The 23,848-nt window shown below is 70.6% G+C and carries 19 protein-coding genes; 9 read left to right on the top strand and 10 right to left on the bottom strand.

The window, feature by feature from the left end; all coding sequences use genetic code 11:
- The coding region (locus ACWCPY_RS18775) for a protein kinase domain-containing protein (RefSeq protein ID WP_451266240.1) at positions 1–1,560 on the bottom strand (1,560 nt) is incomplete at its 3' end.
- 294 nt (positions 1,561–1,854) lie between these two features.
- Here ACWCPY_RS18775 and ACWCPY_RS18770 point away from each other — a divergent pair.
- Positions 1,855–3,477: a protein kinase domain-containing protein gene (locus ACWCPY_RS18770; RefSeq protein ID WP_451266238.1), complete on the top strand. Its 1,623-nt coding sequence runs from the start codon at positions 1,855–1,857 to the stop codon at positions 3,475–3,477.
- Positions 3,478–3,965: 488 nt separating this feature from the next.
- Here the strand turns inward: ACWCPY_RS18770 and ACWCPY_RS18765 are convergent, their stop codons facing one another.
- Positions 3,966–4,313, bottom strand: coding sequence for a hypothetical protein (locus ACWCPY_RS18765; protein WP_451266373.1), 348 nt, complete (start codon positions 4,311–4,313; stop codon positions 3,966–3,968).
- 585 nt (positions 4,314–4,898) lie between these two features.
- On the opposite strand from ACWCPY_RS18765, the gene ACWCPY_RS18760 reads away from it, so the two are divergent.
- From ACWCPY_RS18760 to ACWCPY_RS18735, 6 genes are all read left to right on the top strand, one after another.
- On the top strand, positions 4,899–5,324 hold the full coding sequence (locus ACWCPY_RS18760; RefSeq protein ID WP_451266236.1) for a hypothetical protein: 426 nt from the start codon (positions 4,899–4,901) through the stop codon (positions 5,322–5,324).
- A gap of 432 nt (positions 5,325–5,756) precedes the next feature.
- Entirely contained in the window at positions 5,757–6,392 is a 636-nt protein-coding gene (locus ACWCPY_RS18755; protein WP_451266234.1) for a hypothetical protein, read from the top strand.
- A gap of 106 nt (positions 6,393–6,498) precedes the next feature.
- Positions 6,499–7,113 carry a PadR family transcriptional regulator gene (locus tag ACWCPY_RS18750; protein WP_451266232.1) on the top strand — a complete coding sequence of 205 codons (615 nt, stop codon included), beginning with the start codon at positions 6,499–6,501 and terminating at the stop codon, positions 7,111–7,113.
- A gap of 99 nt (positions 7,114–7,212) precedes the next feature.
- Complete coding sequence (locus ACWCPY_RS18745; RefSeq protein WP_451266230.1) at positions 7,213–7,980, top strand: ABC transporter ATP-binding protein; 768 nt, start codon at positions 7,213–7,215, stop codon at positions 7,978–7,980.
- A complete protein-coding gene (locus ACWCPY_RS18740) occupies positions 7,977–10,826 on the top strand; it encodes an FtsX-like permease family protein (RefSeq protein WP_451266228.1) in 2,850 nt (949 codons plus the stop codon). The genes ACWCPY_RS18745 and ACWCPY_RS18740 overlap by 4 nt, the downstream gene beginning before the upstream one ends.
- 128 nt (positions 10,827–10,954) lie before the next feature.
- Complete coding sequence (locus ACWCPY_RS18735; RefSeq protein WP_329820127.1) at positions 10,955–11,503, top strand: bacterial proteasome activator family protein; 549 nt, start codon at positions 10,955–10,957, stop codon at positions 11,501–11,503.
- 321 nt (positions 11,504–11,824) lie between these two features.
- Here the strand turns inward: ACWCPY_RS18735 and ACWCPY_RS18730 are convergent, their stop codons facing one another.
- The 7 genes from ACWCPY_RS18730 to pdhA all read right to left on the bottom strand — a co-directional run bounded on the left by ACWCPY_RS18730 (position 11,825) and on the right by pdhA (position 20,563).
- Positions 11,825–12,811 (bottom strand): NAD(P)H-quinone oxidoreductase, encoded by a 987-nt coding sequence (locus ACWCPY_RS18730; protein ID WP_451266226.1) that lies wholly within the window; start codon positions 12,809–12,811, stop codon positions 11,825–11,827.
- Between the two features lie 120 nt (positions 12,812–12,931).
- The gene (locus ACWCPY_RS18725; protein ID WP_451266224.1) at positions 12,932–14,074 is read right to left on the bottom strand and encodes a potassium channel family protein; all 1,143 of its coding nucleotides are present in this window, start codon (positions 14,072–14,074) and stop codon (positions 12,932–12,934) included.
- The gene (locus ACWCPY_RS18720) at positions 14,032–15,852 is read right to left on the bottom strand and encodes a molybdopterin molybdotransferase MoeA (RefSeq protein ID WP_451266371.1); all 1,821 of its coding nucleotides are present in this window, start codon (positions 15,850–15,852) and stop codon (positions 14,032–14,034) included. The genes ACWCPY_RS18725 and ACWCPY_RS18720 overlap by 43 nt, the downstream gene beginning before the upstream one ends.
- 50 nt (positions 15,853–15,902) lie before the next feature.
- The gene (locus ACWCPY_RS18715) at positions 15,903–16,757 is read right to left on the bottom strand and encodes an NTP transferase domain-containing protein (RefSeq protein WP_451266222.1); all 855 of its coding nucleotides are present in this window, start codon (positions 16,755–16,757) and stop codon (positions 15,903–15,905) included.
- A 154-nt stretch (positions 16,758–16,911) separates the two neighbouring features.
- A complete protein-coding gene (locus tag ACWCPY_RS18710) occupies positions 16,912–18,363 on the bottom strand; it encodes a dihydrolipoamide acetyltransferase family protein (RefSeq protein WP_451266220.1) in 1,452 nt (483 codons plus the stop codon).
- Positions 18,363–19,394, bottom strand: coding sequence for an alpha-ketoacid dehydrogenase subunit beta (locus ACWCPY_RS18705; RefSeq protein WP_451266218.1), 1,032 nt, complete (start codon positions 19,392–19,394; stop codon positions 18,363–18,365). Before ACWCPY_RS18705 ends, ACWCPY_RS18710 begins: the two co-directional genes overlap by 1 nt.
- Positions 19,391–20,563: a pyruvate dehydrogenase (acetyl-transferring) E1 component subunit alpha gene (gene pdhA / locus ACWCPY_RS18700; RefSeq protein WP_451266216.1), complete on the bottom strand. Its 1,173-nt coding sequence runs from the start codon at positions 20,561–20,563 to the stop codon at positions 19,391–19,393. Before pdhA ends, ACWCPY_RS18705 begins: the two co-directional genes overlap by 4 nt.
- Before the next feature lie 263 nt (positions 20,564–20,826).
- Here pdhA and ACWCPY_RS18695 point away from each other — a divergent pair, with 263 nt between their 5' ends.
- Entirely contained in the window at positions 20,827–21,333 is a 507-nt protein-coding gene (locus ACWCPY_RS18695; RefSeq protein ID WP_451266369.1) for an Lrp/AsnC family transcriptional regulator, read from the top strand.
- 66 nt (positions 21,334–21,399) lie between these two features.
- Here the strand turns inward: ACWCPY_RS18695 and ACWCPY_RS18690 are convergent, their stop codons facing one another.
- A complete protein-coding gene (locus ACWCPY_RS18690; RefSeq protein WP_072487541.1) occupies positions 21,400–21,993 on the bottom strand; it encodes a TetR/AcrR family transcriptional regulator in 594 nt (197 codons plus the stop codon).
- A gap of 123 nt (positions 21,994–22,116) precedes the next feature.
- On the opposite strand from ACWCPY_RS18690, the gene paaN reads away from it, so the two are divergent.
- Positions 22,117–23,817 carry a phenylacetic acid degradation protein PaaN gene (gene paaN, locus ACWCPY_RS18685; RefSeq protein ID WP_451266214.1) on the top strand — a complete coding sequence of 567 codons (1,701 nt, stop codon included), beginning with the start codon at positions 22,117–22,119 and terminating at the stop codon, positions 23,815–23,817.
- The last annotated feature ends 31 nt before the right edge of the window (positions 23,818–23,848 follow it).

Here is a 23,848-nt window from a genome sequence, read left to right as displayed (position 1 = left end):
GTCCGTGCCCGTACCGCCGTCGGTCGAAGTACCGCCGCCGTCCGTGCCCGTACCGCCGTCGGTCGAAGTACCGCCGCCGTCCGTGCCCGTACCGCCGTCGGTCGAAGTACCGCCGCCGTCCGTGCCCGTACCGCCGTTGTTCGTCGTGCCGCCGGTCGCCGGGGTGGAGGGCTGGTTCGTCGCCGGCTTCGAGGGCTCGGTCGGCGTGGTCGGCGGGGAGTAGGTCCGCGACGGCGGGGTGTCCTGCTGGTTGCCGGTGGAGTTCTCCGGCACCTGGCTCCGATCGCTCTGCTCGTCGGTCGGCCCGGACGAACTCTTCTTCGGGGACGGCGAACTGGAGACCGTGTCGGGCTTCTTCTCGTGCGTCGGGCCGGTGTCCTTCGCGGCGTTGACCGCGATGGCGACGCCCGCCCCGATGGCGATCAGCGCGAGCACGACGAACAGCCACAGCTTGCCGCGGCCGCCACCGCCGTTGTGCCCGCCCTCGTAACCGCCGTCGTCGGGGTTCATAGGCGGCAGGATCGGACCCTGCGAGGTGTCCCCGTGCGGCGGGTGCCCCATCGCCATCGTGGCCCCGGCGACGCCCATGGCCGGGGTGTTCCCGCCCTCGTGCACCGCGACCGGGCCGGTGTTCCACGTACCGGTGTGGCCGCCCTGCACCTGAAGCATCTGGAGGCTGTACTGGACCAGGCCGCGCATCTCCTCGGCGCTCTGGAACCGGTCGTCCGGGTCCTTCGCGAGGGAGCGCATGACCAGCCCGTCCAGCTCCGGCGGCACCGCGTCCAGGACCTCGGACGGCGGGACCGGAATGTCCTGGACGTGCTGGTACACGACGGACAGCGGCGTCTCACCCGTGAACGGGGGCCGCAGCGCCAGGAGTTCGTACAGCAGGCAGCCGGTGGCGTAGAGGTCGGAGCGGTGGTCGACGGCCTTGCCGAGCGCCTGCTCGGGCGAGAGGTACTGCGGCGTGCCCATGACCATGCCGGTCTGGGTCATCGTCGACTGCGCGCCGTGCAGCGCGCGGGCGATGCCGAAGTCCATCACCTTGACCGCACCGGAGTTGGTGATGATCACGTTGGCCGGCTTGATGTCGCGGTGCACGATGCCGTGCTGGTGCGAGTACGCCAGTGCTTCGAGCACGCCCGAGACGATGATCAGGGCCTGCTCGGGCGGCGGGGGCTCGGCGCTGATCAGGAGATCGCGGATGGTGCGGCCCTCGACCAGCTCCATCACGATGTAGGGGACGGTCGCCCCGCCCACGATGTCCTCGCCGGAGTCGTACACGGCGACGATCGCGTGGTGGTTGAGCCCGGCGACCGACTGCGCCTCGCGCGTGAACCGGGCCTTGGAGACGGGGTCCTCGGCGAGATCGGAGCGCAGGAGCTTCACGGCGACGGTACGTCCGAGCCGGACGTCCTCGGCCGCGAAGACCTCCGCCATGCCGCCCCGGCCGAGGCGGTGGGTCATCCGGTAACGTCCGTCACCGACGACACCGCCGATGCCCCAGGAGTCGGTGCCATCCGAAACTCCGCCGCCGTTTGCTTCGGAATCGGGTGCCATCAGTCCTCGCCGTCGTATCTGTCCGCGCGTCCGCGGGTTCTCACGGTGTCTAGCTGCATTGCCACGTCACGCTACAGCCTCTTTCGGACGCACCGTTTCCGAGAGGGACCGGTCATCCAACCGCCCGGCGTGCCGTCCACGCAAATTTCATGCGGGTCCTGTAACGCTTCCGAGACGCTTCTTGTGCGTAGGGTCACGGAACGGGCACCTGGCTTGACGTGTCGTACCCCTCGGGCAGACTTGGCGCGTAATAGGGATGATCGCGTGAGTCGCGCGCCGAGGGGGAAGCAAGTCATGAGCCAGGACGGCGCACACGGCGCTCAGGGTCGCTACGCGGGCGGTTCGGTCGCCGGCGGGCGCTACCAGCTTCGCGACCTGCTCGGCGAGGGCGGGATGGCGTCCGTATACCTGGCCTACGACACGGCCCTGGACCGCCAGGTCGCGATCAAGACACTGCATACGGAGCTCGGGCGCGAGCAGTCCTTCCGCGAGCGGTTCCGGCGCGAGGCGCAGGCTGTCGCCAAACTGCAGCACACCAACATCGTCTCGGTCTTCGACACCGGCGAGGACGAGCTCGGCGGCGCGCTGATGCCGTACATCGTCATGGAGTACGTGGAGGGGCAGCCGCTCGGCTCCGTGCTCCAGGCGGACATACAGAACCACGGCGCGATGCCGGCCGACCGGGCACTGAAGGTGACGGCCGACGTGCTGGCGGCGCTGGACACCAGCCACGAGATGGGTCTGGTCCACCGCGACATCAAGCCCGGCAACGTGATGGTGACCAAGCGCGGTGTCGTGAAGGTCATGGACTTCGGCATCGCCCGCGCCATGCAGTCGGGCGTCACGTCGATGACGCAGACCGGCATGGTCGTCGGGACCCCGCAGTACCTCTCCCCCGAGCAGGCCCTGGGCCGCGGCGTGGACGCCCGCTCCGACCTGTACTCGGTCGGCATCATGCTCTTCCAGCTGCTGACCGGGCGGATCCCCTTCGACGCGGACTCCCCACTGGCCATCGCGTACGCGCACGTCCAGGAGGAGCCGGTCGCGCCCTCCACCATCAACCGGTCGGTCACCCCCGCGATGGACGCGCTGGTCGCCCGCGCGCTGAAGAAGAATCCGAACGAACGTTTCCCCAGCGCGGCGGCGATGCAGGACGAGATCGCCCGCGTGCTGGCCGCGAGCGGCACCACGGGCGCGCCGGTGATCGTCGCGGGCGGCGGCAACCCGGCGAACAGCGGCTCGGGCGTCGGCGCGACGGTCTTCCCGCCGGTCGACCAGTCCGGCGCGGCGCCCCAGAGCGTCCAGACGCCGTACCAGCCGGGCCCGTACCAGTCGGGCGCGTACGGCCCGTCGACCCCGGCCCCCGCACCGTCGTACGGCTACCCGCAGGCGGCCCAGCCGTACCAGGGCCCGGTACAGCAGACCCCGCCGCCCTACACGGTCTCGCCGCAGACCCGGACCCAGCAGCACTCCGGCTCGGGCGGCGGCTCCAAGCGGAACATGCCGGTGATCGTGGGCTCGATCGTGGTCGCCCTGATCGCGATCGGCGGTCTGATCACGGTGCTCTCGCTGAAGGACAACGACCCCAAGGGCGGCACGACCGCGAACGAGTCCCCGGCCGCGAGCGAGCACAAGGATCCGGAGCGGAACCGGACGATGGACACGGAGAAGTGCACGGACGCGCTGGAGGACAGCGACGACCCGAACAAGGTCGACGCCCCCAACTTCCTGTACAAGGACATCCTCTCCGCGCGGGCGTGCGCGGAAGCGGCGGGCTGGACCATCAAGCCGATCGAGGTGCCGGGGAACGCCTACGCGGAGGACCAGGTCATCGACCAGTTCCCCACGGCCGGCACCGCCGTACCGAAGACCGGCGCCCACTTCGAACTCCGCATCGCGACGGGCGACCCGGCCTGAGTTATTTCGCCCGGATCGGATTGCTCCTTGGCAGAGGCACGTCCTTGACCGACCTCGCAGCAGGAGCATAGGGATCCGCTGTGCAGACCAGGCTCTCTCGGGCTGGATGACGAGCGCGGCCATCCGGACGTGCCGGTCGGAAGAGCGGGACCGCAGCTTGTCTGAAACGAGCGAGATCGTCTTCCTGTCGGTGCGAAGACGATCTCGCTGCATCCTGACCAGTAAAGCCTTCCCTCTGCTCGCCCCCTGCGGCTGTGAGCCGAGTAGGGCAAGCCCACAGGCCACCCCGCAGCCACCTGACCTTCTCAGCCTCGCCGCGGCACTGTGCTGCTACACCCGAATTTCTCCGGCTCGCCACATAGGACACCGCCTTACGAGCTCGTGCATGGTTGGGGTCAGGGCGTGTCGATCTTGTGGTTGGCGTTCTGATCACGCGGGTGTGGTGGCAAGTGCGAGTTCCTTCGTGTGGTGGGTTGCTTGTTGGTCGGTCAGGAGTCCGGCGACGGCTCGGATGGTGCCGGGCAGGCTGTCTCGTCGAGTGTGGTGCCGGGCGAGGGCTCTCCCGTTCTTGAGGTGGGCGATGCCGTGTTCGACGGGGATTCCGGCTGAGGAGAGCGCGAAGCGTGCGGCTTCGTGGTGGGGTGACAACCTGGCCGTGGGTGTGCGCCGCGAGGCCTTGGCAGCCGGCGTCGGCCAGGATCTGCAGGTCGATGGTGTCGGCGAGCAGGTCGACCAGGTCGGCGTCTCAGGCCTGGGTGATGGCCGACCGGTCCACCTGACCAGCAGGCCAGTACGTCGTGGGTGACGCTGTGCCTCAGATGGACGAGTGTGGCCAGGAGCCGGTCGACGAGGACCAGCTTGCACCTCGCGCCCGCTCCGAGCGCCGCCGGCGTGGTCGGTCGAGCAGCGCGGCATCTCTGCGGGCCTGCCGGACCGGCCCCGACTCCGCCACCGGATCAGCAATCACGGCCGCTGAAAGGCCCGTGCCCCGACACTCCGACCTGATCAACCCACGTGCCTGCATCCCCACCACGCACGGCCCCACGAGCCGGCAGGGCCATCGTCACCGCCAACCATGCACGCGCTCGTTAGCAGCCGATTGCAAATCATCAAACGAGCCCCCACACACAAGAAAATTCACCCATTCGAAGCATTGAACATAAAGAAAAAAATCATCTTCGAAAGCAATCAAGAGAAATACACATCACACTCGCGTCACCCATGAGCGGCCACCCCCTACGAGACGCACAAAGCAGGACGGGCACCCACCCCCGAACCCACCCCCGCAAACAATTTGACCATTTGCCACATAGGGAGCGAATCAGGCTACGCGTAGACAAGCCTATGAGGCATGACATACCTTGACATGCACAAGCCGTTCTATATCCTGCACTCAAATTGGCCGAGCTAAGGAATTCCGCATGCGTAAGAAACTGCTGGGAATGGCCGCCGCTTGCATCGCGGCTACAGTCGCCATACCCGCCACCGCATCACCGGCTGCCGCAGAGTCCGTGGGGGCGGCATGCAGCGTCACTGGCGCCTCAGGCAGCGGCTCATGGGAGTTCGTCAACGCCAACAGCCTGAAAAACGTAAATCTCACCATCAAAGACACCGCCGCAGATGGCCACCATGTGGCAATTCAACTACACACAGTGAATCGCAGCGGAGGGTCCCGCTACTGGACCATGCATCATTTGTACGACGGAAAGGGTTCCTCGCACACGTGGACAACGACAGCCACGGATAATAATGGAATCAAGTACGCCTACATCGAAGTCTGGGTAATGGAGGGAAGCACCTGGCTTCAAAACTGCCAAGACCGCTCCATAATCAACCCGTACATCTAGCTCGACAGCAAGCTTCACAGCGCTGCGAACCGGCGGGCGCGAGGGAGGGCCATCGGTTCCCGCTCATGGCCCTCCCTCTCATGAGGGTCCACATGAGCGAATATCCCTATTCGATGCCCCTGCTCCCTGATATTTACGCCCCAGCATCCGTTGAGGTCGAATCAGCCATCCTCCTCCAGGGCTCATCCACCAGCATCAGACAGACCTTGCGTCTACGCGGAAGCGACTGGGACTGAAGCACTACACCGAGATGCCGGACATACCATCACATGTGACGGTATGTCCATGGCTTCAGGACATCTCCCCTCACGGCCCACACGGTGTGTGGCCTGCCTCATATTGACGGCGGGGGCGGCACTGGGGGCTGCGGCGGGAGAGGCACAGGCCGGACAGGGGTCGTCCGGCCGGTCGACAGGACCGCTGAGCTCCCCGGTGACGCCGCCCTCGCGCACCTCGGCCGGAGCCACCGCCCGGCCCTCCGGTGTTCCCGGCGCCGACCCGTCGACCGCAGACCCGGCCACTCCTTCGGCCGAACCCTCGTCCATACCGACGGCCGTTCCCCCGGGCGGCGGATCCGCCGCCCCCGCGCCTCCGGGCCCTCCGCACCCCTCCGCCCCGGGCTCCGGCTCCCCCGCCGACTCGGCGCCGGCCTCGCCCGCGCCGTCGCCGTCCCGCACACCTCTGTCCGACTCCTCCTCCGACCCCTTCTCCGACTCCTCCTCCGGCTCCGACGAGGAGCCGCCGGGGACCGAGGTGCAGCCCCCGCTCGCCGGGCGTGAAGCCGGGGAGGGGCGCTTGCGGCCCGGGCGGCAGCTCTCGCCGTGGGAGTTCGCACACGTGGACAGTTCACTCCCGCAGCCCGACGCACCCCCCGCGCCGACCGATCCGGATCCGGCGCCTGCCGCGACGCCCGAGGCCAACACCGCCCCCGGAGCCGACCGGCTCTCGCAGCAGGCCCTCGACACGACGACCGTGCAGCGGGTGAAACGAGTATCACTGGGCGCGGGAATCGCGCTGATAGGACTGGGGCTGGGCTTCCTGGCGTTCCGCATGCGACGCACGGACTGAGCCGCTCGCTCACCTTCCACGGACTCTCCGCGAACCGGGCCCCACCAGCGCCCATGCACCCGGCGGAGACTTGCGCCGAGGAACATACTCGGTATACATACTGAGTATGTCGATCCGCCACGGGCTGCTGGCCCTCCTGGAGCGGGGGCCCCGGTACGGCTCCCAGCTCCGTACCGAATTCGAGTCGCGCACCGGCTCCACCTGGCCGCTCAACGTCGGCCAGGTGTACACGACGCTCAGCCGGCTGGAGCGCGACGGCCTGGTCGTGCAGGACGACGAGGACGACCAGGGGCACGCTCTCTACGCGATCACCGACGACGGACGCACCGAGCTGCGGAACTGGTTCGAGACCCCGGTCGACCGCAGCAACCCGCCCCGCGACGAGCTGGCCATCAAGCTCGCCATGGCGGTCGGCGCCCCCGGGGTCGACATCCGTGCCGTCATCCAGTCCCAGCGCCACCACACCCTCAAGGCGATGCAGGACTACACCCGCCTCAAGGCGCAGTCGCTCAGCGACGTCCCGGCCAACCGCGACGAGGTCGCCTGGCTGCTCGTACTGGAGCAGCTGATCTTCCAGGCGGAGGCCGAGGCCCGCTGGCTGGACCACTGCGAGACCCGGCTGGTCCGCCTCGCCGACGCCGCCGCCACGGAGCCGGAACCCGAGGTCCGTACGACCGGCCGCGCCATGTCCCGTATCGCCCGCCCCCGCAGCCGGCGCTGAACGCGAAACCTCAGGGGCTTCAGGGCCTCGGGGCCCGCGGCCTCGGACCAAGGCCGCGGGCCCGTCACTCCACACCCGTTCCGAGGGGAACCACCCACCATGTCCTCGCACGTCCCGTCCCGATCCGCGACACCGGCCGGTGCGCCGGTGCTCGAAATCCGGGCGCTCACCCGCACCCACGGCTCCGGCATCGCCGAGGTGCACGCCCTGCGGGGCATCGACCTGTCCGTGTACGCCGGTGAACTCGTCGCCGTGATGGGCCCGTCCGGCTCCGGCAAGTCGACCCTGCTGACCATCGCGGGCGGTCTCGACACCGCGACCAGCGGCCAGGTCGTCATCGAGGGCCAGGACATAGCCGGGCTCGGCCGCAAGGGCGTCGCCGCCCTGCGCCGCCGCAGCGTCGGCTATGTCTTCCAGGACTACAACCTGATCCCCGCCCTCACCGCCGCCGAGAACATCGCCCTGCCGCGCGAACTCGACGGCGTCTCCGTCCGCAAGGCCCGCAAGGAGGCCAGGGCGGCGCTGGAGGAGATGAAGCTCCTGGACATCGCCGACCGGTTCCCGGACGAGATGTCCGGCGGCCAGCAGCAGCGCGTCGCCATCGCCCGTGCGCTGGTGGGGGACCGGCGCCTGGTGCTCGCCGACGAACCGACCGGAGCGCTCGACTCCGAGACCGGCGAGCAGGTCCTCGCGCTGCTGCGCAGCCGCTGCGACCAGGGCGCCGCCGGTGTGATGGTGACGCACGAGCCGCGGTACGCGGCCTGGGCGGACCGGGTCGTGTTCCTCCGGGACGGTTCGGTCGTCGACCAGACGCTCACCGGCCACGCCGACGCGGAATCGCTGCTCTCCCCCGAGGCCGCCAAGTGAGCCTCTTCACCGGCTGGCGCGCCGCCCTCCGGATAGCCCGGCGCGACGCGATGCGGTCCAAGGGCCGCAGCGCACTGGTGGTCGCGATGATCGCCGTACCCGTCCTCGGCGTCACCGCCCTCGACGTGACGTACCGCAGCGTGACACCGACGACGGCCGAAGAGCTGACGGCCGCTATGGGCTCCGCCGACGCGCTCTTCAGCGACGAGCAGATCGGCCCCATCCACCAGCTGCCCGACGCGCAGAGGTACGAGCAGGTCGACGAGAACGCGCCGCTGGACGAGGACGGCCCGTCGATCGACATCTCCACCACGTTCCCCAAGGGCTCACGGGCGATCAGCATCCAGTCGGTCCCGGCCGGCATCACCACCGGTTACGGCGTCGCCACCACCGAGATCTACGAGTTCCGGACCTCGGACGAGCTGGCCCGCGGCAAGATCGACCTCGTACGTGGTGCGTTCCCGCACGGCAAGGACGAGGTGGCGGCCACCGAGCCGTTCCTGAAGTCGAGCGGCCTGCACGTCGGTTCGACCACCACCGTGCGCAACTTCGGCAAGAAGTACACGATCACCGGCGTGGTCGAGCAGCCGGACCAGCTGAAGGCCGAGGCGCTGTACGCCGATCCGGGAGCGGTCATCGCCCCGTGGCAGGCCAGGGCCGACCAGGACAAGAAGGTGCTGCCGCCGAACACCGGCTCCAAGGAATGGCTGGTCAAGGGCCCCGAGGGAGTGGGGGTGACCTGGCCGGACGTCATGGCGGCCAATGAGTCGGGCGTCCTCGTCAAGTCCCGTCAGGTCGTCCTCGACCCGCCGCCGGACTCCGAGATCCCGCTGGCCAGGAAGGGTGTCGAGGCGTACCCGGACACCTCCGGGGAGGTGAGCGCGGCGCTGGTCACCGTGGTCGCCATGGCGGTCCTGGAGATCGTGCTGCTCGCCGGGCCGGCCTTCGCCGTCGGTGCGCGCCGCTCCCGCCGTCAGCTCGGTCTCCTCGGCACCTGCGGCGGGGACCGGCGTCATGTCCGGGCCGTGGTGCTCAGCGGCGGCCTGGTACTCGGCGGCGTCGGGGCCGTGGCCGGTGTGGCGGTCGGGCTGGCAGCCACCGCGGTGTTCCGCCCCATGATCGAGGAGTGGTCCGGGAACCGCTTCGTCTCGCTTGCCCTCAATCCCACAGAACTTCTGGTCATCGCGGTCATCGGCCTGATCACGGGTCTGCTGGCGGCGTTCGCCCCGGCGATCGTGGCGAGCCGGCAGTCCGTGCTGGAGTCGCTCACCGGGCGACGCGGCGTCCGCCGCTCCTCCCGGGTGCTGCCCGTTCTGGGCGCCTGCGTACTGGCCATCGGATGCGCCGTCGCCGTCTACGGCGGCACCGCCGGGGACTCGACGCTGGTCGCCGCCGGCTCGGTGACCGCCGAGCTCGGGCTGCTCGCCTGCATCCCGGTGATCGTCGGCTTCCTCGGGCGGCTCGGCAGCAGACTGCCGCTCTCGCCCCGGCTGGCGCTGCGTGACGCGGCCCGCAACCGCGGCCGTACCGCTCCCGCGGTCGCGGCCGTGATGGCGGCCGTCGCCGGTTCGGTCGCCATCGCCACGTACATGTCCAGCGCCATGGCCGAGGCGGAGTACAACTACGTTCCCGTGCTGAACGAGGGAACCGTCGTCCTCTCCGCCTTCGACGACAAGACCGCCGCCCGGCTCCCGCAGGCACGGGCCGCCGTCGAACGGAACATGGCCGTCACCGGCGGGCACGCCGACTTCCGGCACGTATGGGCGGGCAGCGACTGCAACGTCTACGGCGACGCCGAGAACGCCTGCGGCTCGGTCGAGCTGGTCAAGCCCGCCGGAAAGGCGACCTCCTGCCCGCTCACCGGCAAGGGCGCCAAGGAACTCGCCGCGCGGCTCACCGCCGACGAGCACAAGAAGCTGATGCGTTCCCCCGCGTGCCTCGTCGGCATCATGTCGTCGGGCGTCTTCAACGCCGGTGAGCATGGCATCGTCGTGGCGGACGAAGCCCTGCTCAGCACCTATGTGAAGCTCGACGACCCCGCCGCCGCGAAGGCGCTGGCCGCGGGCACACCGGTACTGCTGAACCAGGTGTTCGCGAAGAACGGCGAAGTCACCATCAAGGCCGTCCACGCCTACAGCGACAAGGACAAGGAGGGCCGGAAGCTGCACCCGGGCAAGGCCCGCACCACCACCGACAGGCTGAAGGTGTACGTGGCACCCGAGAAGTACGCCGCCACCCCCGGGATCAGCATGATCCTTCCGCGGCGGACCGCGGAACGGCTCGGTCTGCACACCCAGGCGAGCGGAAGCGTGTACGCGGTCACCCACGCGCCCACGGACGCCGAGGAGCAGCGGACCTACGGCGCGATCGAGCAGGCCGGTGGCGGCATCTGGGCACAGTCCGAGTCCGGCTCCGGCGGCCGGATCGACAACTCCATGCTGCTGATCCTGACCCTGTTCGCCGGAATGGTGACGCTGGGCGCCGCCGCGATCACGACGGGCCTCGCCAAGGCGGACGCGGAGGCCGACCTCAACACGCTCAGCGCGGTCGGCGCGCCCCCGGGCGTGCGGCGGAAACTCTCCGGCTTCCAGTGCGTGGTGGTGGCGCTCACGGGTGTGGTGCTCGGCACGCTGGCCGGACTGGTGCCTGCGGTGGCCCTGCGGATGGTCGATCTGCGCCAGGCGCTGCAAACGATGCGGATGGAGCCCACGGAGTCGGCGTACACGCCGATCGTGCTGCCCTGGACCACGCTCGGCCTGCTCGTGGTGGGCGTGCCGCTGCTGGCCGGCCTGCTCGCCACGGCGCTCACCCGTTCCCGCCTCGCCCTGGCACGGAGGGCCGGGTGATTCCGGAGGCCGCCGAGGAGGTGCGGCCGGTGGGCTGACCGGCTGACTCGGTGCCCCCGTGGACGGTGGATCAACCGTTTGCGGGGGCACCACGGTGTTGTACGGCAGGTGTGCGAGACAATGGCGCCATGGAGATGCCGAGGAATGAACGGTCGCAGGAGCACCCCCAAGTCCTCGTGGTGGGGCAGGACGGCATGGCGATCGGCGGCGGTGGCACTGACGACGAATCGCGTGAGGTCCCGGTGACGGAGATGGTCGAGCAGCCCGCGAAGGTCATGCGCATCGGCAGCATGATCAAGCAGCTCCTGGAGGAGGTCAGGGCGGCGCCTCTCGACGAGGCGAGCCGGGTCAGGCTCAAGGAGATCCACGCCAGCTCCGTGAAGGAGCTGGAGGACGGCCTCGCGCCGGAGCTGGTGGAGGAGCTGGAGCGGCTCTCCCTGCCGTTCACCGACGAGTCGGTGCCCTCCGAGGCGGAACTCAGGATCGCCCAGGCCCAGTTGGTGGGCTGGCTGGAGGGCCTGTTCCACGGCATCCAGACGGCGCTGTTCGCCCAGCAGATGGCGGCCCGGGCCCAGTTGGAGCAGATGCGCCGCGCCCTTCCGCCGGGCAGCGGCCATGAGGACGAGGACGGCAGCGGGGACCCGCACGGGGCCCTCAGGTCGGGCCCGTACCTGTAGCCCTCGGCCCCCGCGCCTCCGATATCCCTGGTTCCTGATCCCTCATACGTAGGCCCCTGACAGCGGGCGGCACCGAGGCCCGGCGCACATGGTCCATGACCTGCGCGCCGGGCCTTTCCGTGCGGTGGGGCGGGGGGAGGGAGCGGGGCCCGGGCCGGGCCGACGTCAGGCCGCAGGGATCAGGGACGGCATCAGGCCGGGGGGACCCGGGGCGGCATCAGGCCGCGGGGACCCGGGGCGGCATCAGGCCGCGGGGACCCGGGGCGGCATCAGGCCGGGGGGACCCGGGCCGGCATCAGGCCGCGGGGACCCGGGCCGGCATCAGGCCGCGGGGGTTCGCAGCAGCACCTTCCCGATGTGCGCGCTGGACTCCAGCACCCGGTGGGCCTCGGCGGCGTCCGGCATCGGCACCGTGCGGTCCACGACCGGCCGTACGACACCATCCGCGACCAGCGGCCAGACGTGCTCGCGCACGGCGGCGACGATGGCGGCCTTCTCGGCGAGCGGGCGGCCGCGCAGCGAGGTCGCGGTGACGGCGGCCCGCTTGTTCAGCAGGGCACCCAGATTCAGCTCGCCCTTGGCGCCGCCCTGGAGGCCGATGACAGCCAGCCTGCCGTTGACGGCGAGCGCCTGCACGTTCCGGTCCAGGTACTTCGCGCCGACGATGTCGAGGATGACGTCCGCGCCGGCCCCGTCGGTCGCCTTGCGCAGTTCCTCGACGAAGTCCTGCTCCCGGTAGTCGATCAGGATGTCGGCCCCGAGCTCCGCGCAGCGCGCCAGCTTCTCCGGTCCCCCGGCGGTGACCGCGACCCGCGCACCCACGGCCTTGGCGAGCTGGATCGCCATCGTGCCGATGCCGCTGGACCCGCCGTGCACCAGCAGCGTCTCGCCGGGGCGCAGATGGGCCACCATGAAGACGTTGGACCAGACCGTGGCCGTCACCTCGGGGAGCGCCGCGGCCAGAGCCGTGTCGACGCCGTCCGGTACGGGCAGCAGCTGCCCGGCGGGCACGGCGACCTTCTCCGCGTATCCGCCGCCCGCGAGCAGCGCACACACCTCGTCGCCGACCGCCCAGCCGGTGACACCGGGCCCGATCGCCGAGACACGGCCCGAGCACTCCAGGCCGGGGTACGGGGACGCGCCGGGCGGCGGGTTGTAGAACCCCTGCCGCTGCAGCACATCGGCGCGATTGACCGCGCTGGACACGACATCGACGAGGACTTCGCCCTCGCCGGCCACCGGATCGGGCACCTCGGTCCAGACGAGCGCCTCGGGACCGCCGGGTTCAGGGATCGTGATCGCATACATGGCGGCGAGGCTACTCCGCGGCAGGTGAAGGACCGCGAACGGCGCCACGCGGACGGCCGGTCGTACGTCGACGAGGCCGACGGTACGTTGACGAAGCCGGCCGTACGCGGGCTGGACGGATCAGTCGAGTGGGCGCGGTGTCCCCATGTGCGGACCGTCCGGCGGCGACTCGTTCGAGGCACGCACAATGGTGATCAACCGGTCCGTCAACTGCAGCGGACTGGCCGCCGGATCGTCGTAACCCAGCAGCCGATGCCCCCGCAACACGCTGACCACGAGGTCATCGGTCTCCCGGACGCTCTTGCCCACCTCGGCCTTTATCACCGGGCGTTCGACGAGATCGAGCCCGCTGCCCTGCTGGATCAGGTCCTCCATCACCGTGCCCGCGCTGGGGCTGAGCACGGAGAGACCCAGCAGCCGGCCCGCCGCACTGGCACTGGTGATCACCGCGTCGGCGCCGGACTGCCGGAGCAGCGGGGCGTTCTCCTCCTCGCGCACCGCCGCGACGATCTTCGCGCCACGGTTGAGCTGCCGGGCCGTCAGCGCCACCAGCACCGCCGTGTCGTCGCGCTGGGTGGCGATGATGATCTGACGCGCCTTCTGGAGCTCGGCCCGCAAGAGCACCTCACTGCGCGTCGCATCACCGACCACACCGACGAAGCCCTCGGCGTTGGCGATCTCGATCACCTTCGTCGCCGGGTCGACGATGACGATCTGTTCCTTCTTCAGGCCGGTGGCACACAGGGTCTGGATGGCCGAGCGGCCCTTCGTCCCGAAGCCGACGACAACGGTGTGATCACGCAAGTTGGTTCTCCAACGCTTCAGCCGAAAGTCCTCCCGGGTCCGTTCCGTAAGGACCTCAAGAGTGGTGCCGACCAGGATGATCAGGAAGAGCACCCGCAGTGGTGTCACGAGCACCACATTGGTGAGCCGGGCGGTGTCCCCGTACGGGGTGATGTCGCCGTAGCCGGTGGTGGAGAGGGTGACCGTCGCGTAGTACACCGCGTCCAGCAGGTCGACCTTGCCGTCGGCGGCGTCGTGGTACCCACCGCGGTCCAGCCAGACGATCAGCACCGTTGCGGCAAGCACCAGAAGCGCCATCAGCAGCCGCTTGGCGACCTGCCGTGCCGGTCCGTCGACGACTCTGCGCGGGAGCAGGACCCGGGTGGGTACGACATGCTCGTCGGCGCGCCTGGCCATCGCATCGTGGCCGGGAAGTTTCACGTGAAACACCCTTCCGTCCACGGCATCGCCGAGGCCCACGGTAGATCGAGGATCTCCACCTCGGTGCCGGACCGTACCCCGCCCGGCGGTACGACGGCCAGCCCGTCGGCAGCGGCGACCCCGCGAAGCATCGCCGGACCGTTGTACTGCAGCGGTACGACGTGCTCGGCGCCGCTCCTGGTTCCCGCCCCTCCGCCGCCGTATCCGCTTCCCGGTCCGCCGCTACCGCCGCCCGCCCGGTGGACGACGGGGAGCAGCCGGGTGTCACGCGGATGTCCGTGCACCTCGTCGCGCACGACGGCCCGGTACGGCGCCTCCGGCTCCCGGCCGGACAGGCCCCGGAGCAGGGGCTCGGCGAGGGTGAGGAGCCCGGAGACAGCGGCCAGGGGATTGCCGGGCAATCCGACGAGATACGGTCCCCCGCCCCGCGCCCCACCCCGGCTGCCGGATGGCACCGCCGCTGGGTCCTCCCTCCTGAGCCTGGCCAGCAGCATCGGGTGGCCTGGGCGGACAGCGACCCCGTCGACGAGCAGTTCGGCCCCGATCTCGGCGAGGACCGGGTGGACGTGGTCCACCGGGCCCGCAGCCGTACCGCCCGTAGTGATGACCAGATCGGCCTCGGACGTGGTGAGGACACGCCGCAGGGCAGCCGCGTCGTCGCCGAGGCGCTGCGGGGCCGAGACCTCGGCGCCCAGCGCGCGCAGCCAGGGGCCGATCATCGGGCCGAGCGCATCACGGATCAGCCCGTCGTGCGGCAGACCGCCGGTCAGCAGTTCGTCACCGAGCACGAGGACGTCGACGCGGGGACGAGGCACCACGACGAGTGCGTCGTACCCGGCCGCGGCTGCCAGCCCCAGAAGCGCGGGTGTCACCGGCGCTCCGGCGGGCATGAGCCGATCACCGGCACGGCACTCCTGGCCACGGGGCCTGATGTCCTGCCCGGGCAGGACCCGATGCTTCGCGTGAAGGAGCCCCTTGGCCTCGACCAGGTGCGCGTGCTCGCTGCGGATCACGGCGTCGGCTTCCGCCGGAATGCGGGCGCCCGTGGCGATCCGTACGGCATCTCCGTCGGGCAGTGTGGCGGGGGTGCTCCGCCCGGCGAGGATGCCCGGGTCCCTGCTCGGGCCGGCACCGGCCCTCTTCTCGTCCCCGGCCCCGGCCCCGGCGGCCTCGCGGATGTTCCAGGGCCCCGGTCCGGAGACGACCCAGCCGTCCATGGCAGAGGTGTCGAAGGACGGCAGATCGGTGAGCGCGACGAGCGGCTCGGCGAGTACGTGCCCGAGCGCCTGGTCAAGCGGGACTCTGCCTGCTCGGACCTCAACGGCCTGCCCCGTCCGGACAGCGAGCGCTCGCGCCTCCCCCCAGGGGACCGAGACCGAGTGGCTCTGCTGGTGCCCGTGCTGGTGCCCGCCCTGGTGCCCGTCCTGGCCAAGCGCGTCGGCCGCGTCGGCGTCCCGGTCCGGGGGCAACGAACCAGGTGCCGCCGCGGGACCAGCGGGTTCGTCCGCAGGACGAGGCTGCCCGGTGGAGTGCGGCTGATCTGCGGAGTGCGACTGATCCGGGGCGTGCGGCGCACGGGCCGAATGGCTCCCGACCAGCGCGAGAGCCTGCTCAACGGCCCGGTCCACCGAGGTCTGGCTTCGCTCCCCGCTTTGCGTACGGTCGCCCCCCGAGAAAGAACCGACGGCCGAGGAAGAACCGGCAGCCGCGGAGGAGCCGACGGCCGGTGAAGAACCGGCAGCCGGGGAAGAACCGACGGCTCCGGAAAGGCTGGTGGCCGGGGAAGAATCCGCGGCCGGGGACGGCCCGACGCCCATCGACGCGATATCCGCGCCCGGAGGCCGATCGGACCCACCGCTGCGTGTGGTCATTGCGTCTCGTTCTCGTCCGCCCAGCGAAGGGCGAGCGCCGCGGCCTTGCGGGCGGCCTCGGCCACCGCCGTGGCTCCGTCGCCCCCTTCTTCGCTGCTCGCCTTGGCCGCCGCGTACCCGACGAGGAAGGTCGTCAGCGGCGCGGCGGGCCGGGCGACACCATGGGCGGCGTCACGGGCGAGATCGAGCAGGACGCCGGTGTCGACGTCGAGGTCGATGCCGAGTTCGTTCTTGACTGCGGTGATCCATTCATCCAGCACGGCCCCATGCTCTCTGATACGGGCCCGGGCCGACGCGATGTCCTCCCAGGTGTCGCAGTCGAAGGAGGCGAGCGGGTCGGCCGCCACCCGGGCAAGGTCCAGTTCCTGCGTCAGCAGGCGCAGGGGGAGTCCGGACAGACCGCCGTGCTCGGCGGCGAGCAGTGCGAGCTCACGGCGCAGCGGTTCGGCACGGTAGGCGGCGACGAGAGGCTGGTCGCGACCCTGCTGATCGATGCACAGGGCCCCGTCCCGCTGTCCTTCCCCGGCGGCGTCCAGAAGCGCTCCGACGGTGCCCGGCCCGAGGAACGGCAGGTCGGCGGAGAGCACGAGGACCCGGTCCGCCGCAGTCCGTCGGACCCCTGCGTCGAGCGCGGCCAACGGACCGCCGCCCCGGGGCTCTTCGCGCGTCCAGATCACCGGCCGCACGGTGGCCCGGCGGCCGCCCACCACCACCGTGGTCGAGGCGTCGGCGCAGGCCGCGAGGACCCGGTCGAGCAGTGCACGGCCACCGACCCGGATCCCTGGCTTGTCGGCACCGCCGAGCCGCTTGGCGGCCCCTCCGGCAAGGACGATGGCGTCATACACGGTCATGCATCCGAGTATGCGGGCCGCGGAATCCCGTTGATCCTCCCGGTCGGCCATCGAACCGGTCGAGCCGATCGGGAGGGTCGGGAGGATCGAGCGGGGGAGGCGAACAGGAGCCCACGGACGTTCCCGCCGCACCCGCCGTCTCCACCGCACCCGCCTACAACGTGCGCAGCAGCACCGCCGGTTGTTCCACACAGTCGGCTATGTAGCGCAGGAAGCCGCCCGCCGTGCCGCCGTCGCAGACCCGGTGATCGAAGGTCAGCGAGAGCTGGACCACCTGTCGTACGGCCAGCTCCCCCTGGTGCACCCAGGGCTTCGGCACGATCCGGCCGACGCCCAGCATCGCCGCCTCGGGGTGGTTGATGATCGGGGTCGATCCGTCGACTCCGAACACCCCGTAGTTGTTCAGTGTGAACGTGCCGCCGGTCAGCTCCGCGGGGGTCAGCCGCCCGGCCCGCGCCGCCTCGGTCAGCCGGGCTATCTCGGCCGCGATCGATTCGGCGTTCCTGGCCTGCGCGTCCCGCACGACCGGGACGACCAGGCCCCGCTCGGTCTGCGCCGCGAACCCGAGATGGACCTCCGGCAACCGCACGATCTCCCGCGCTTCCAGGTCCACCGTGGAGTTAAGCTCGGGGAACCGGGCCAGCGCCGCGGTGCAGATACGCGCCAGCAGGGCCAGCACAGAAACCTTGGGCCCGCCGGCCGTCCCACCGACGCTGTTCATCGCGGACCTGGCTGCCATCAGTTCGGTGGCATCGGCATCGACCCAGCACGTGGCGTCCGGGATCTCCCGACGGCTGCGAGCCAGCTTGTCGGCGACCGCGCCCCGTACACCGCGCAACGGAATCCGCTGTGCGGCCGGTCCCGCCGGCACCGCCCCGGAAGCCGGCTCCACCACCACCTCCGGCATCGGTGCCGAAACCGGCCGGGGAGCCGCCGTTGCCTCGGCCAGCGCCCTGATCGCGGATTCGACATCGGCCCGCAGGATCAGCCCGGCCGGACCGGAGCCCACCAGCTGCCGCAGATCGAGCTCATGCTGCCGCGCCAGCTTCCGCACCAGCGGGGAGACGACCGCCACCGGTCCCGTCGCCGTATCCGGCACGGGATCGTGCGCCGGCGCCGGAGCCACGGGCCCCCTCGCGGGAGCAGCTGCCGTCACGGCAGCGGGACGGACGCGACGACGGCGCGCCACCGGTGCGCCCGTCCCGTACCCGACCAGCACATTGCCGGACGACTCCACCTCACCGGAACCGGGACCGGAGGCAGATCCGGAACCAGCGCCGGAAACCGAACCGGCCCCGGACCTGGCCCCGGCGCCGGGCGTGGAACCGGAATCGGACCCGGCCCCCTCGTCGTCCGACCCCACCGCGACCGCCACCGTCAGCAGAGGCGACCCGACCGGCAGTTCCGAGCCCTCCTCGCCGAACCGCGCGGTCACCACACCCCCGTAGGGGCACGGCACCTCCACCATCGCCTTCGCCGTCTCGACCTCGACGACCGGCTGGTCGATGGCGACGACATCGCCGACCTCCACCAGCCAGCGCACGATCTCCGCCTCGGTGAGCCCCTCACCGAGGTCCGGCAACTTGAATTCGAGTACCTGGGGCATCAGCTCTCCGCCTCCCACTGCAGGCGGGCGACCGCGTCCAGCACCCGGTCCACGCCCGGGAGATGGTGCTTCTCCTGCATCGGCGGCGGATACGGAATGTCGAACCCCGCGACCCGCAGCACCGGCGCTTCCAGGTGATGGAAGCAGCGCTCGGTGACCCGGGCCGCGATCTCACCACCCGGACCGCCGAAACCGGAGGACTCATGGACGACGACCGCACGCCCTGTACGCCGTACGGAAGCGGCCACGGTCTCGTCGTCGAACGGCACCAGCGAGCGCAGGTCCACGACCTCCAGGTCCCAGCCCTCCTCGACGGCCGCTTCCGCCGCCTCCATGCAGACCGGCAGCGACGGCCCGTACGTGATCAGCGTCGCGCTGCGGCCCGTCCGGCGGACGACCGCCCGGCCTATCGGCTCCACCGCCACCGGCGCGTCGGGCGACCAGTCCGCCTTCGACCAGTAGAGCCGCTTCGGCTCCAGGAACACCACCGGATCGTCGGAGGCGATCGAGGCCCGCAGCAGCCCGTACGCGTCCTCGACCGTGGCGGGCGTGACGACATGGAGGCCGGGCGTCGCCATGTAGTACGCCTCCGAGGAGTCGCTGTGGTGCTCGACCCCGCCGATCCCGCCGCCGTACGGCACCCGGACCGTGATGGGCAGCGGCATGGCGCCGGCCGTCCGGTTCCGCATCTTCGCGACATGGCTGATGAGCTGCTCGAACGCCGGATAGGCGAAGGCGTCGAACTGCATCTCCACCACGGGCCGCAGTCCGTACATCGCCATGCCCACGGCCGCCCCGAGGATGCCCGCCTCGGCCAGCGGGGTGTCCGTGCAGCGGTCCTCGCCGAACTCCTTCGCCAGACCGTCGGTGATCCGGAAGACCCCGCCGAGCGTGCCGACGTCCTCACCGAGGACGTGCACCGTCGGGTCCTGCGCCATCGAGTCGCGCAGCGCCCTCCCGAGTGCCTGCGCCATCGTGGCGGGCTTGGCCTTCACCGTCCGCTCCCCGGCCGTCGCCGCTGCGGTGGTCATCGCCCGTCCTCCCCGTCGTCATGGCCGTGCTGATCCTGCTGGTCCTGCTCGGCTTCCAGCTCGACACGCAACCGGGCCGCCTGCTCACGCAGTTGTGCGGTCTGCTCCACATAGACATGGGAGAACAGATCCATCGGGTCCAGCACCGGATCGGCGTTCATCCGCTCGCGCAGCGCGGCTGCCATCCGCTCCGCGGCCTGGCGTGCCTCTTCGATCCCGTCGTCACCGAGCAGCCCCCGCCCGGTCAGCTCCCGCTCCAGAAGCCGGATCGGGTCGTGCGCGCGCCAGGCCTCGACCTCGCTGTCGACGCGGTAACGAGTGGCGTCGTCGGCGTTCGTATGGGCGTCCATGCGGTACGTCACCGCCTCGACGAGCGTCGGCCCGCCGCCGCTCCGGGCCCGCGCCACCGCCTCGCCGAGAACCTGGTGCATCGCGGCCGCGTCGTTTCCGTCCACCAACCGGCCCGGCATCCCGTACCCCACGGCCTTGTGCGCCAGGGACGGCGCGGCGGTCTGCTTCGCCAGCGGTACGGAGATCGCGAAGCCGTTGTTCTGCACGAGGAAGACGACCGGGGCACGCCAGACGGCCGCGAAATTCAGCGCCTCGTGGAAATCGCCCTCGCTGGTCCCGCCGTCACCGACCATGGCGAGCGCCACCACGTCGTCACCCTTGAGGCGCGCCGCGTGTGCCAGCCCGACGGCGTGCGGCAACTGGGTGGCGAGGGGGGTGCAGAGCGGTGCGATGCGGTGTTCGCGCGGGTCGTAGCCGGTGTGCCGGTCGCCGCGCAGCAGCGTCAGCGCCTCGACCGGGTCCAGTCCGCGCGCCACCGCGGCAAGGGTGTCCCGGTAACTGGGGAAGAGCCAGTCCCGCTCCTCCAGCACCAGGGCGGCCGCTATCTCGCAGGCCTCCTGCCCCGTGCTCGACGGGTAGACGGCGAGCCGGCCCTGCTTGGTGAGGGCGGTGGCCTGCGCGTTGTACCTGCGGCCGCGGACCAGCTCCGCGTAGAGCCTCAGCAGCAGCTCGGGATCGGCGTCGGCCGCGGCGTCCGTGCCGAGCACGCGGTACGGCTCGGGGTCCGGGAGCAGCGGCGCGGGATCGGTGAGCGGCTTCCAGGCCGGGGGCGGCGTGGGCCGGTAAGCAGCCGCGCCGGGCAGCTCTTGGACCGTCATGACAAGCACCTCCTGGCATCGAGGGGTTTCGAGCGGCGTCTGTCGGCATCGGGGATCGTCCGATGCCTAGGGGTGTCGAAATACATCGAAATGTCGAGCGCTGTCCGAGGCACGAGTGTGGTGCCCCTCACCTACCGATTGTTCGGTCGCGAGCGCATTTTGGCTACAGGCGCCTTCAGCCTGTGGACAAACGGTTCTCCACAGCCTGGGATAGAGGCAGGTCGTCCAGGACAGGGAGGCGGGGGCACATGTCAGCTGAACAAATGGCCGACGGGGGCGAGGACGCCGGCCAGGTTCCGCCCGCGCGCCCGCTCGACGCCATCGACCGCCGCATCCTGCGACTGCTCCAGACGGACGGCCGCGCCTCGATACGGTCGGTGGCCGACCGCGTCCATGTGTCCCGGGCCAACGCCTATGCCCGGATCAACCGGCTCATCGACGACGGCGTGATCCGAGGCTTCAGCGCGCGCGTGGACCACGAGCGGGCAGGGCAGGGAGCCTCCGCCTACATCACTCTCAAGATCGTCCAGAATTCCTGGCGCACGGTGCGCGAACAGCTCCAGGCACTGCCGGGTGCGACTCATATCGCGCTGGTCAGCGGCGACTTCGATGTACTGCTGCTGGTGCACACCCGGGACAACAGGTCGCTGCGCGAACTGGTCCTGACGCGGATCCAGGCCATTCCCGAGGTGCTCTCCACCCGCACGCTCCTCGTGTTCGAGGAGACGGACCTGGCCCCAGGCCCGGACAGGCCCACCGAGCTCACCTGACGACCGTCCGGCCACCGGCCGACGGCTCGGCGTCTCGCCGGCTCAGCGGCTCAGCGGCTCAGCGGCTCAGCGGCTGGACCGCATCCCCTCGAAGGCCACACGAACGAGCGTGTCCGCCAGCCGTTGCCCGTCGACCCCACCGTCGGGCAGCGGCCGGTACCACTCCACCAGGGAGTTGACCATTCCGAAGAGCAGCCGGGTCACCAGCCGTATGTCCACGTCGGAGCGGAGGTCGCCGTCCGCGACCGCCGCCTTGAGCAGATCGGTCACCCGCTGGTCGAACTCGCGCCGCCGCTCCATGGCCCAGCGCTCGGTCTTCGTGTTGCCCCGCACGCGCAGCAGCAGCGTGACGTAGGGCAGTTCGGCTATCAGCACGTCAACGGTGCGACGGGTGACGTACTCGACCCGCTCGATCGCACGCCCCTGCGTCGCCCCCGGCTCGTCGAGAATCCCGAAGAGCCCGTCCAGCGCCCGGCTGACCGCGCGGCGCAGGAGCTCCTCCTTGCCCGCGACGTGGTGGTAGATGGACGACTTCGAGATGCCCGCCGCCTTGGAGAGGTGCTCCATGGACGTGCCGTCGTAGCCGCGCTCGTTGAAGACACGGACGGCAACGGTGAGCAGAGTCTCCGGGGTGTACGTGTCCCGCTTGGCCGTGGTCATGTCCGCGATCCTCCCCTACGAGTTGTCCACAGGTTTGGCGGGCCCCCTTGTCCCGACCGATCGTTCGGTTACTCTAACTCTGTCCGCCCGTCCCTGCCCAGCTCGATGAGGAGTTGGTCCGTCATGGCCGCCGAGCTCTCCCCGCACCTGTTGTCCGAGAAGCACCGCCCCACGCTCGACCAGGCCCTCGACGCGATCCGTACGCGCGCCTACTGGTCCCCGCACCCCGAGCACCCGAAGGCATACGGCGAGGGCGGCGCCCCGGGCAGCCTGGGTGCCGCCGAGGGCAAGGCCGCCTTCGACGCCGTGCTGAACACCCGGCTCGACCTCGGCCAGCCCGGCACCGACGGCTGGACGGGCGGGGAGGTCTCGCCGTACGGCCCGGAGCTCGGCGTCGAGTATCCGCACGCCGACCTGGACGTCCTGCTTCCGGCCATGCGCGCGGCCATGCCTGCCTGGCGTGCGGCGGGCCCCGAGACCAGGGCTCTGGTCTGTCTGGAGATCCTCGCGCGGATCAGTGCCAGGACCCACGAGTTCGCCCACGCCGTGATGCACACCAGCGGCCAGGCCTTCATGATGGCGTTCCAGGCGGGCGGCCCGCACGCCCAGGACCGCGGCCTGGAGGCCGTGGCGTACGCGTACGCGGAGCAGATCCGCACCCCGCAGAGCGCCGACTGGTCCAAGCCGCAGGGCAAGCGCGACCCGCTCCGGCTGCAGAAGTCGTTCACCGCGGCACCACGCGGCATCTCGCTCCTGATCGGCTGCAACACCTTCCCCACATGGAACGGATACCCCGGCCTCTTCGCCTCCCTGGCCACCGGCAATCCCGTCCTGGTGAAGCCGCACCCCCGCGCCGTGCTGCCGCTCGCGCTCACGGTGCAGCTGGCCCGCGAGGTCCTCGCCGAGGCGGGCTTCGATCCCGAGCTGGTCGCCCTGGCCGCCGAGCGACCGGGCGAAGGCGTCGCGAAGACCCTCGCACTCCGCCCCGAGATCAGGATCATCGATTACACCGGGTCCACCGCCTTCGGTGACTGGCTGGAGACCAATGCCCGCCAGGCCCAGGTCTACACGGAGAAGGCCGGGGTCAACACGATCGTCCTCGACTCCACGGACGACTACCGCGGCATGCTGTCCAACCTGGCGTTCTCCCTCTCCCTGTACAGCGGCCAGATGTGCACGACCCCGCAGAACCTGCTGATCCCCCGGGACGGCATCACCACCGACGCCGGCGACAAGACGTACGACGAAGTGGTCGCCGACATCGCCGCCGCGGTCAGTGGGCTGCTGGGCGACGACAGCCGGGCGAACGCCCTGCTCGGCGCACTCGTCAACCCCGATGTGAAGGCCCGCCTGGAGGCAGCCGCGGATCTGGGCGAGGTCGCCCTGCCCTCCCGTGAGGTGGCCAACCCGGAGTTCCCCGACGCCGTGGTCCGCACCCCCGTCGTCGTCAAGCTGGACGCCACCAAGCCGGACGACGAGGAGCACTACCTGTCGGAGTGCTTCGGCCCGGTCGCCTTCGCGGTGGCGGTCGACTCGACGGCCGACGCCGTCGAGCTGCTCCGCCGCACGGTCCGTGACAAGGGCGCGATGACGGTCGGCGCATACACCACCTCACCGGAGGTGGAGCGCGCTGTGGAAGACGTCTGCCTGGACGAATCGGCCCAGCTGTCGCTGAACCTGACCGGCGGGGTGTACGTCAACCAGACCGCCGCCTTCTCCGACTTCCACGGCTCGGGCGGCAACCCGGCGGCGAACGCGGCATTGTGCGACGGAGCCTTTGTGTCCAACCGCTTCCGCATGGTGGAAGTACGCCGCCAGGCGTGATCCGACCGGGGTCCGGGGGCGAAGCCCCGCC

It is taken from the genome of Streptomyces sp. NPDC002403, assembly GCF_053593015.1.
Note: the sequence above shows the minus strand (reverse complement) of the source record. Positions and strands in the feature narration are given on the sequence as shown.

What these genes read in the sequence shown, in the direction of transcription:
- ACWCPY_RS18750 (WP_451266232.1), top strand. Translation starts at nt 6,499, where the DNA reads ATGTCGATCCGCCACGGGCTGCTGGCCCTCCTGGAGCGGGGGCCCCGG.
- ACWCPY_RS18705 (WP_451266218.1), bottom strand. Translation starts at nt 19,394, where the DNA reads ATGACCACCGCAGCGGCGACGGCCGGGGAGCGGACGGTGAAGGCCAAG.
- ACWCPY_RS18720 (WP_451266371.1), bottom strand. Translation starts at nt 15,852, where the DNA reads ATGGGCGTCGGGCCGTCCCCGGCCGCGGATTCTTCCCCGGCCACCAGC.
- ACWCPY_RS18770 (WP_451266238.1), top strand. Translation starts at nt 1,855, where the DNA reads ATGAGCCAGGACGGCGCACACGGCGCTCAGGGTCGCTACGCGGGCGGT.
- ACWCPY_RS18730 (WP_451266226.1), bottom strand. Translation starts at nt 12,811, where the DNA reads ATGTATGCGATCACGATCCCTGAACCCGGCGGTCCCGAGGCGCTCGTC.
- pdhA (WP_451266216.1), bottom strand. Translation starts at nt 20,563, where the DNA reads ATGACGGTCCAAGAGCTGCCCGGCGCGGCTGCTTACCGGCCCACGCCG.
- ACWCPY_RS18695 (WP_451266369.1), top strand. Translation starts at nt 20,827, where the DNA reads ATGGCCGACGGGGGCGAGGACGCCGGCCAGGTTCCGCCCGCGCGCCCG.
- ACWCPY_RS18710 (WP_451266220.1), bottom strand. Translation starts at nt 18,363, where the DNA reads ATGCCCCAGGTACTCGAATTCAAGTTGCCGGACCTCGGTGAGGGGCTC.
- ACWCPY_RS18745 (WP_451266230.1), top strand. Translation starts at nt 7,213, where the DNA reads ATGTCCTCGCACGTCCCGTCCCGATCCGCGACACCGGCCGGTGCGCCG.
- ACWCPY_RS18715 (WP_451266222.1), bottom strand. Translation starts at nt 16,757, where the DNA reads ATGACCGTGTATGACGCCATCGTCCTTGCCGGAGGGGCCGCCAAGCGG.
- ACWCPY_RS18690 (WP_072487541.1), bottom strand. Translation starts at nt 21,993, where the DNA reads ATGACCACGGCCAAGCGGGACACGTACACCCCGGAGACTCTGCTCACC.
- paaN (WP_451266214.1), top strand. Translation starts at nt 22,117, where the DNA reads ATGGCCGCCGAGCTCTCCCCGCACCTGTTGTCCGAGAAGCACCGCCCC.
- ACWCPY_RS18735 (WP_329820127.1), top strand. Translation starts at nt 10,955, where the DNA reads ATGGAGATGCCGAGGAATGAACGGTCGCAGGAGCACCCCCAAGTCCTC.
- ACWCPY_RS18760 (WP_451266236.1), top strand. Translation starts at nt 4,899, where the DNA reads ATGCGTAAGAAACTGCTGGGAATGGCCGCCGCTTGCATCGCGGCTACA.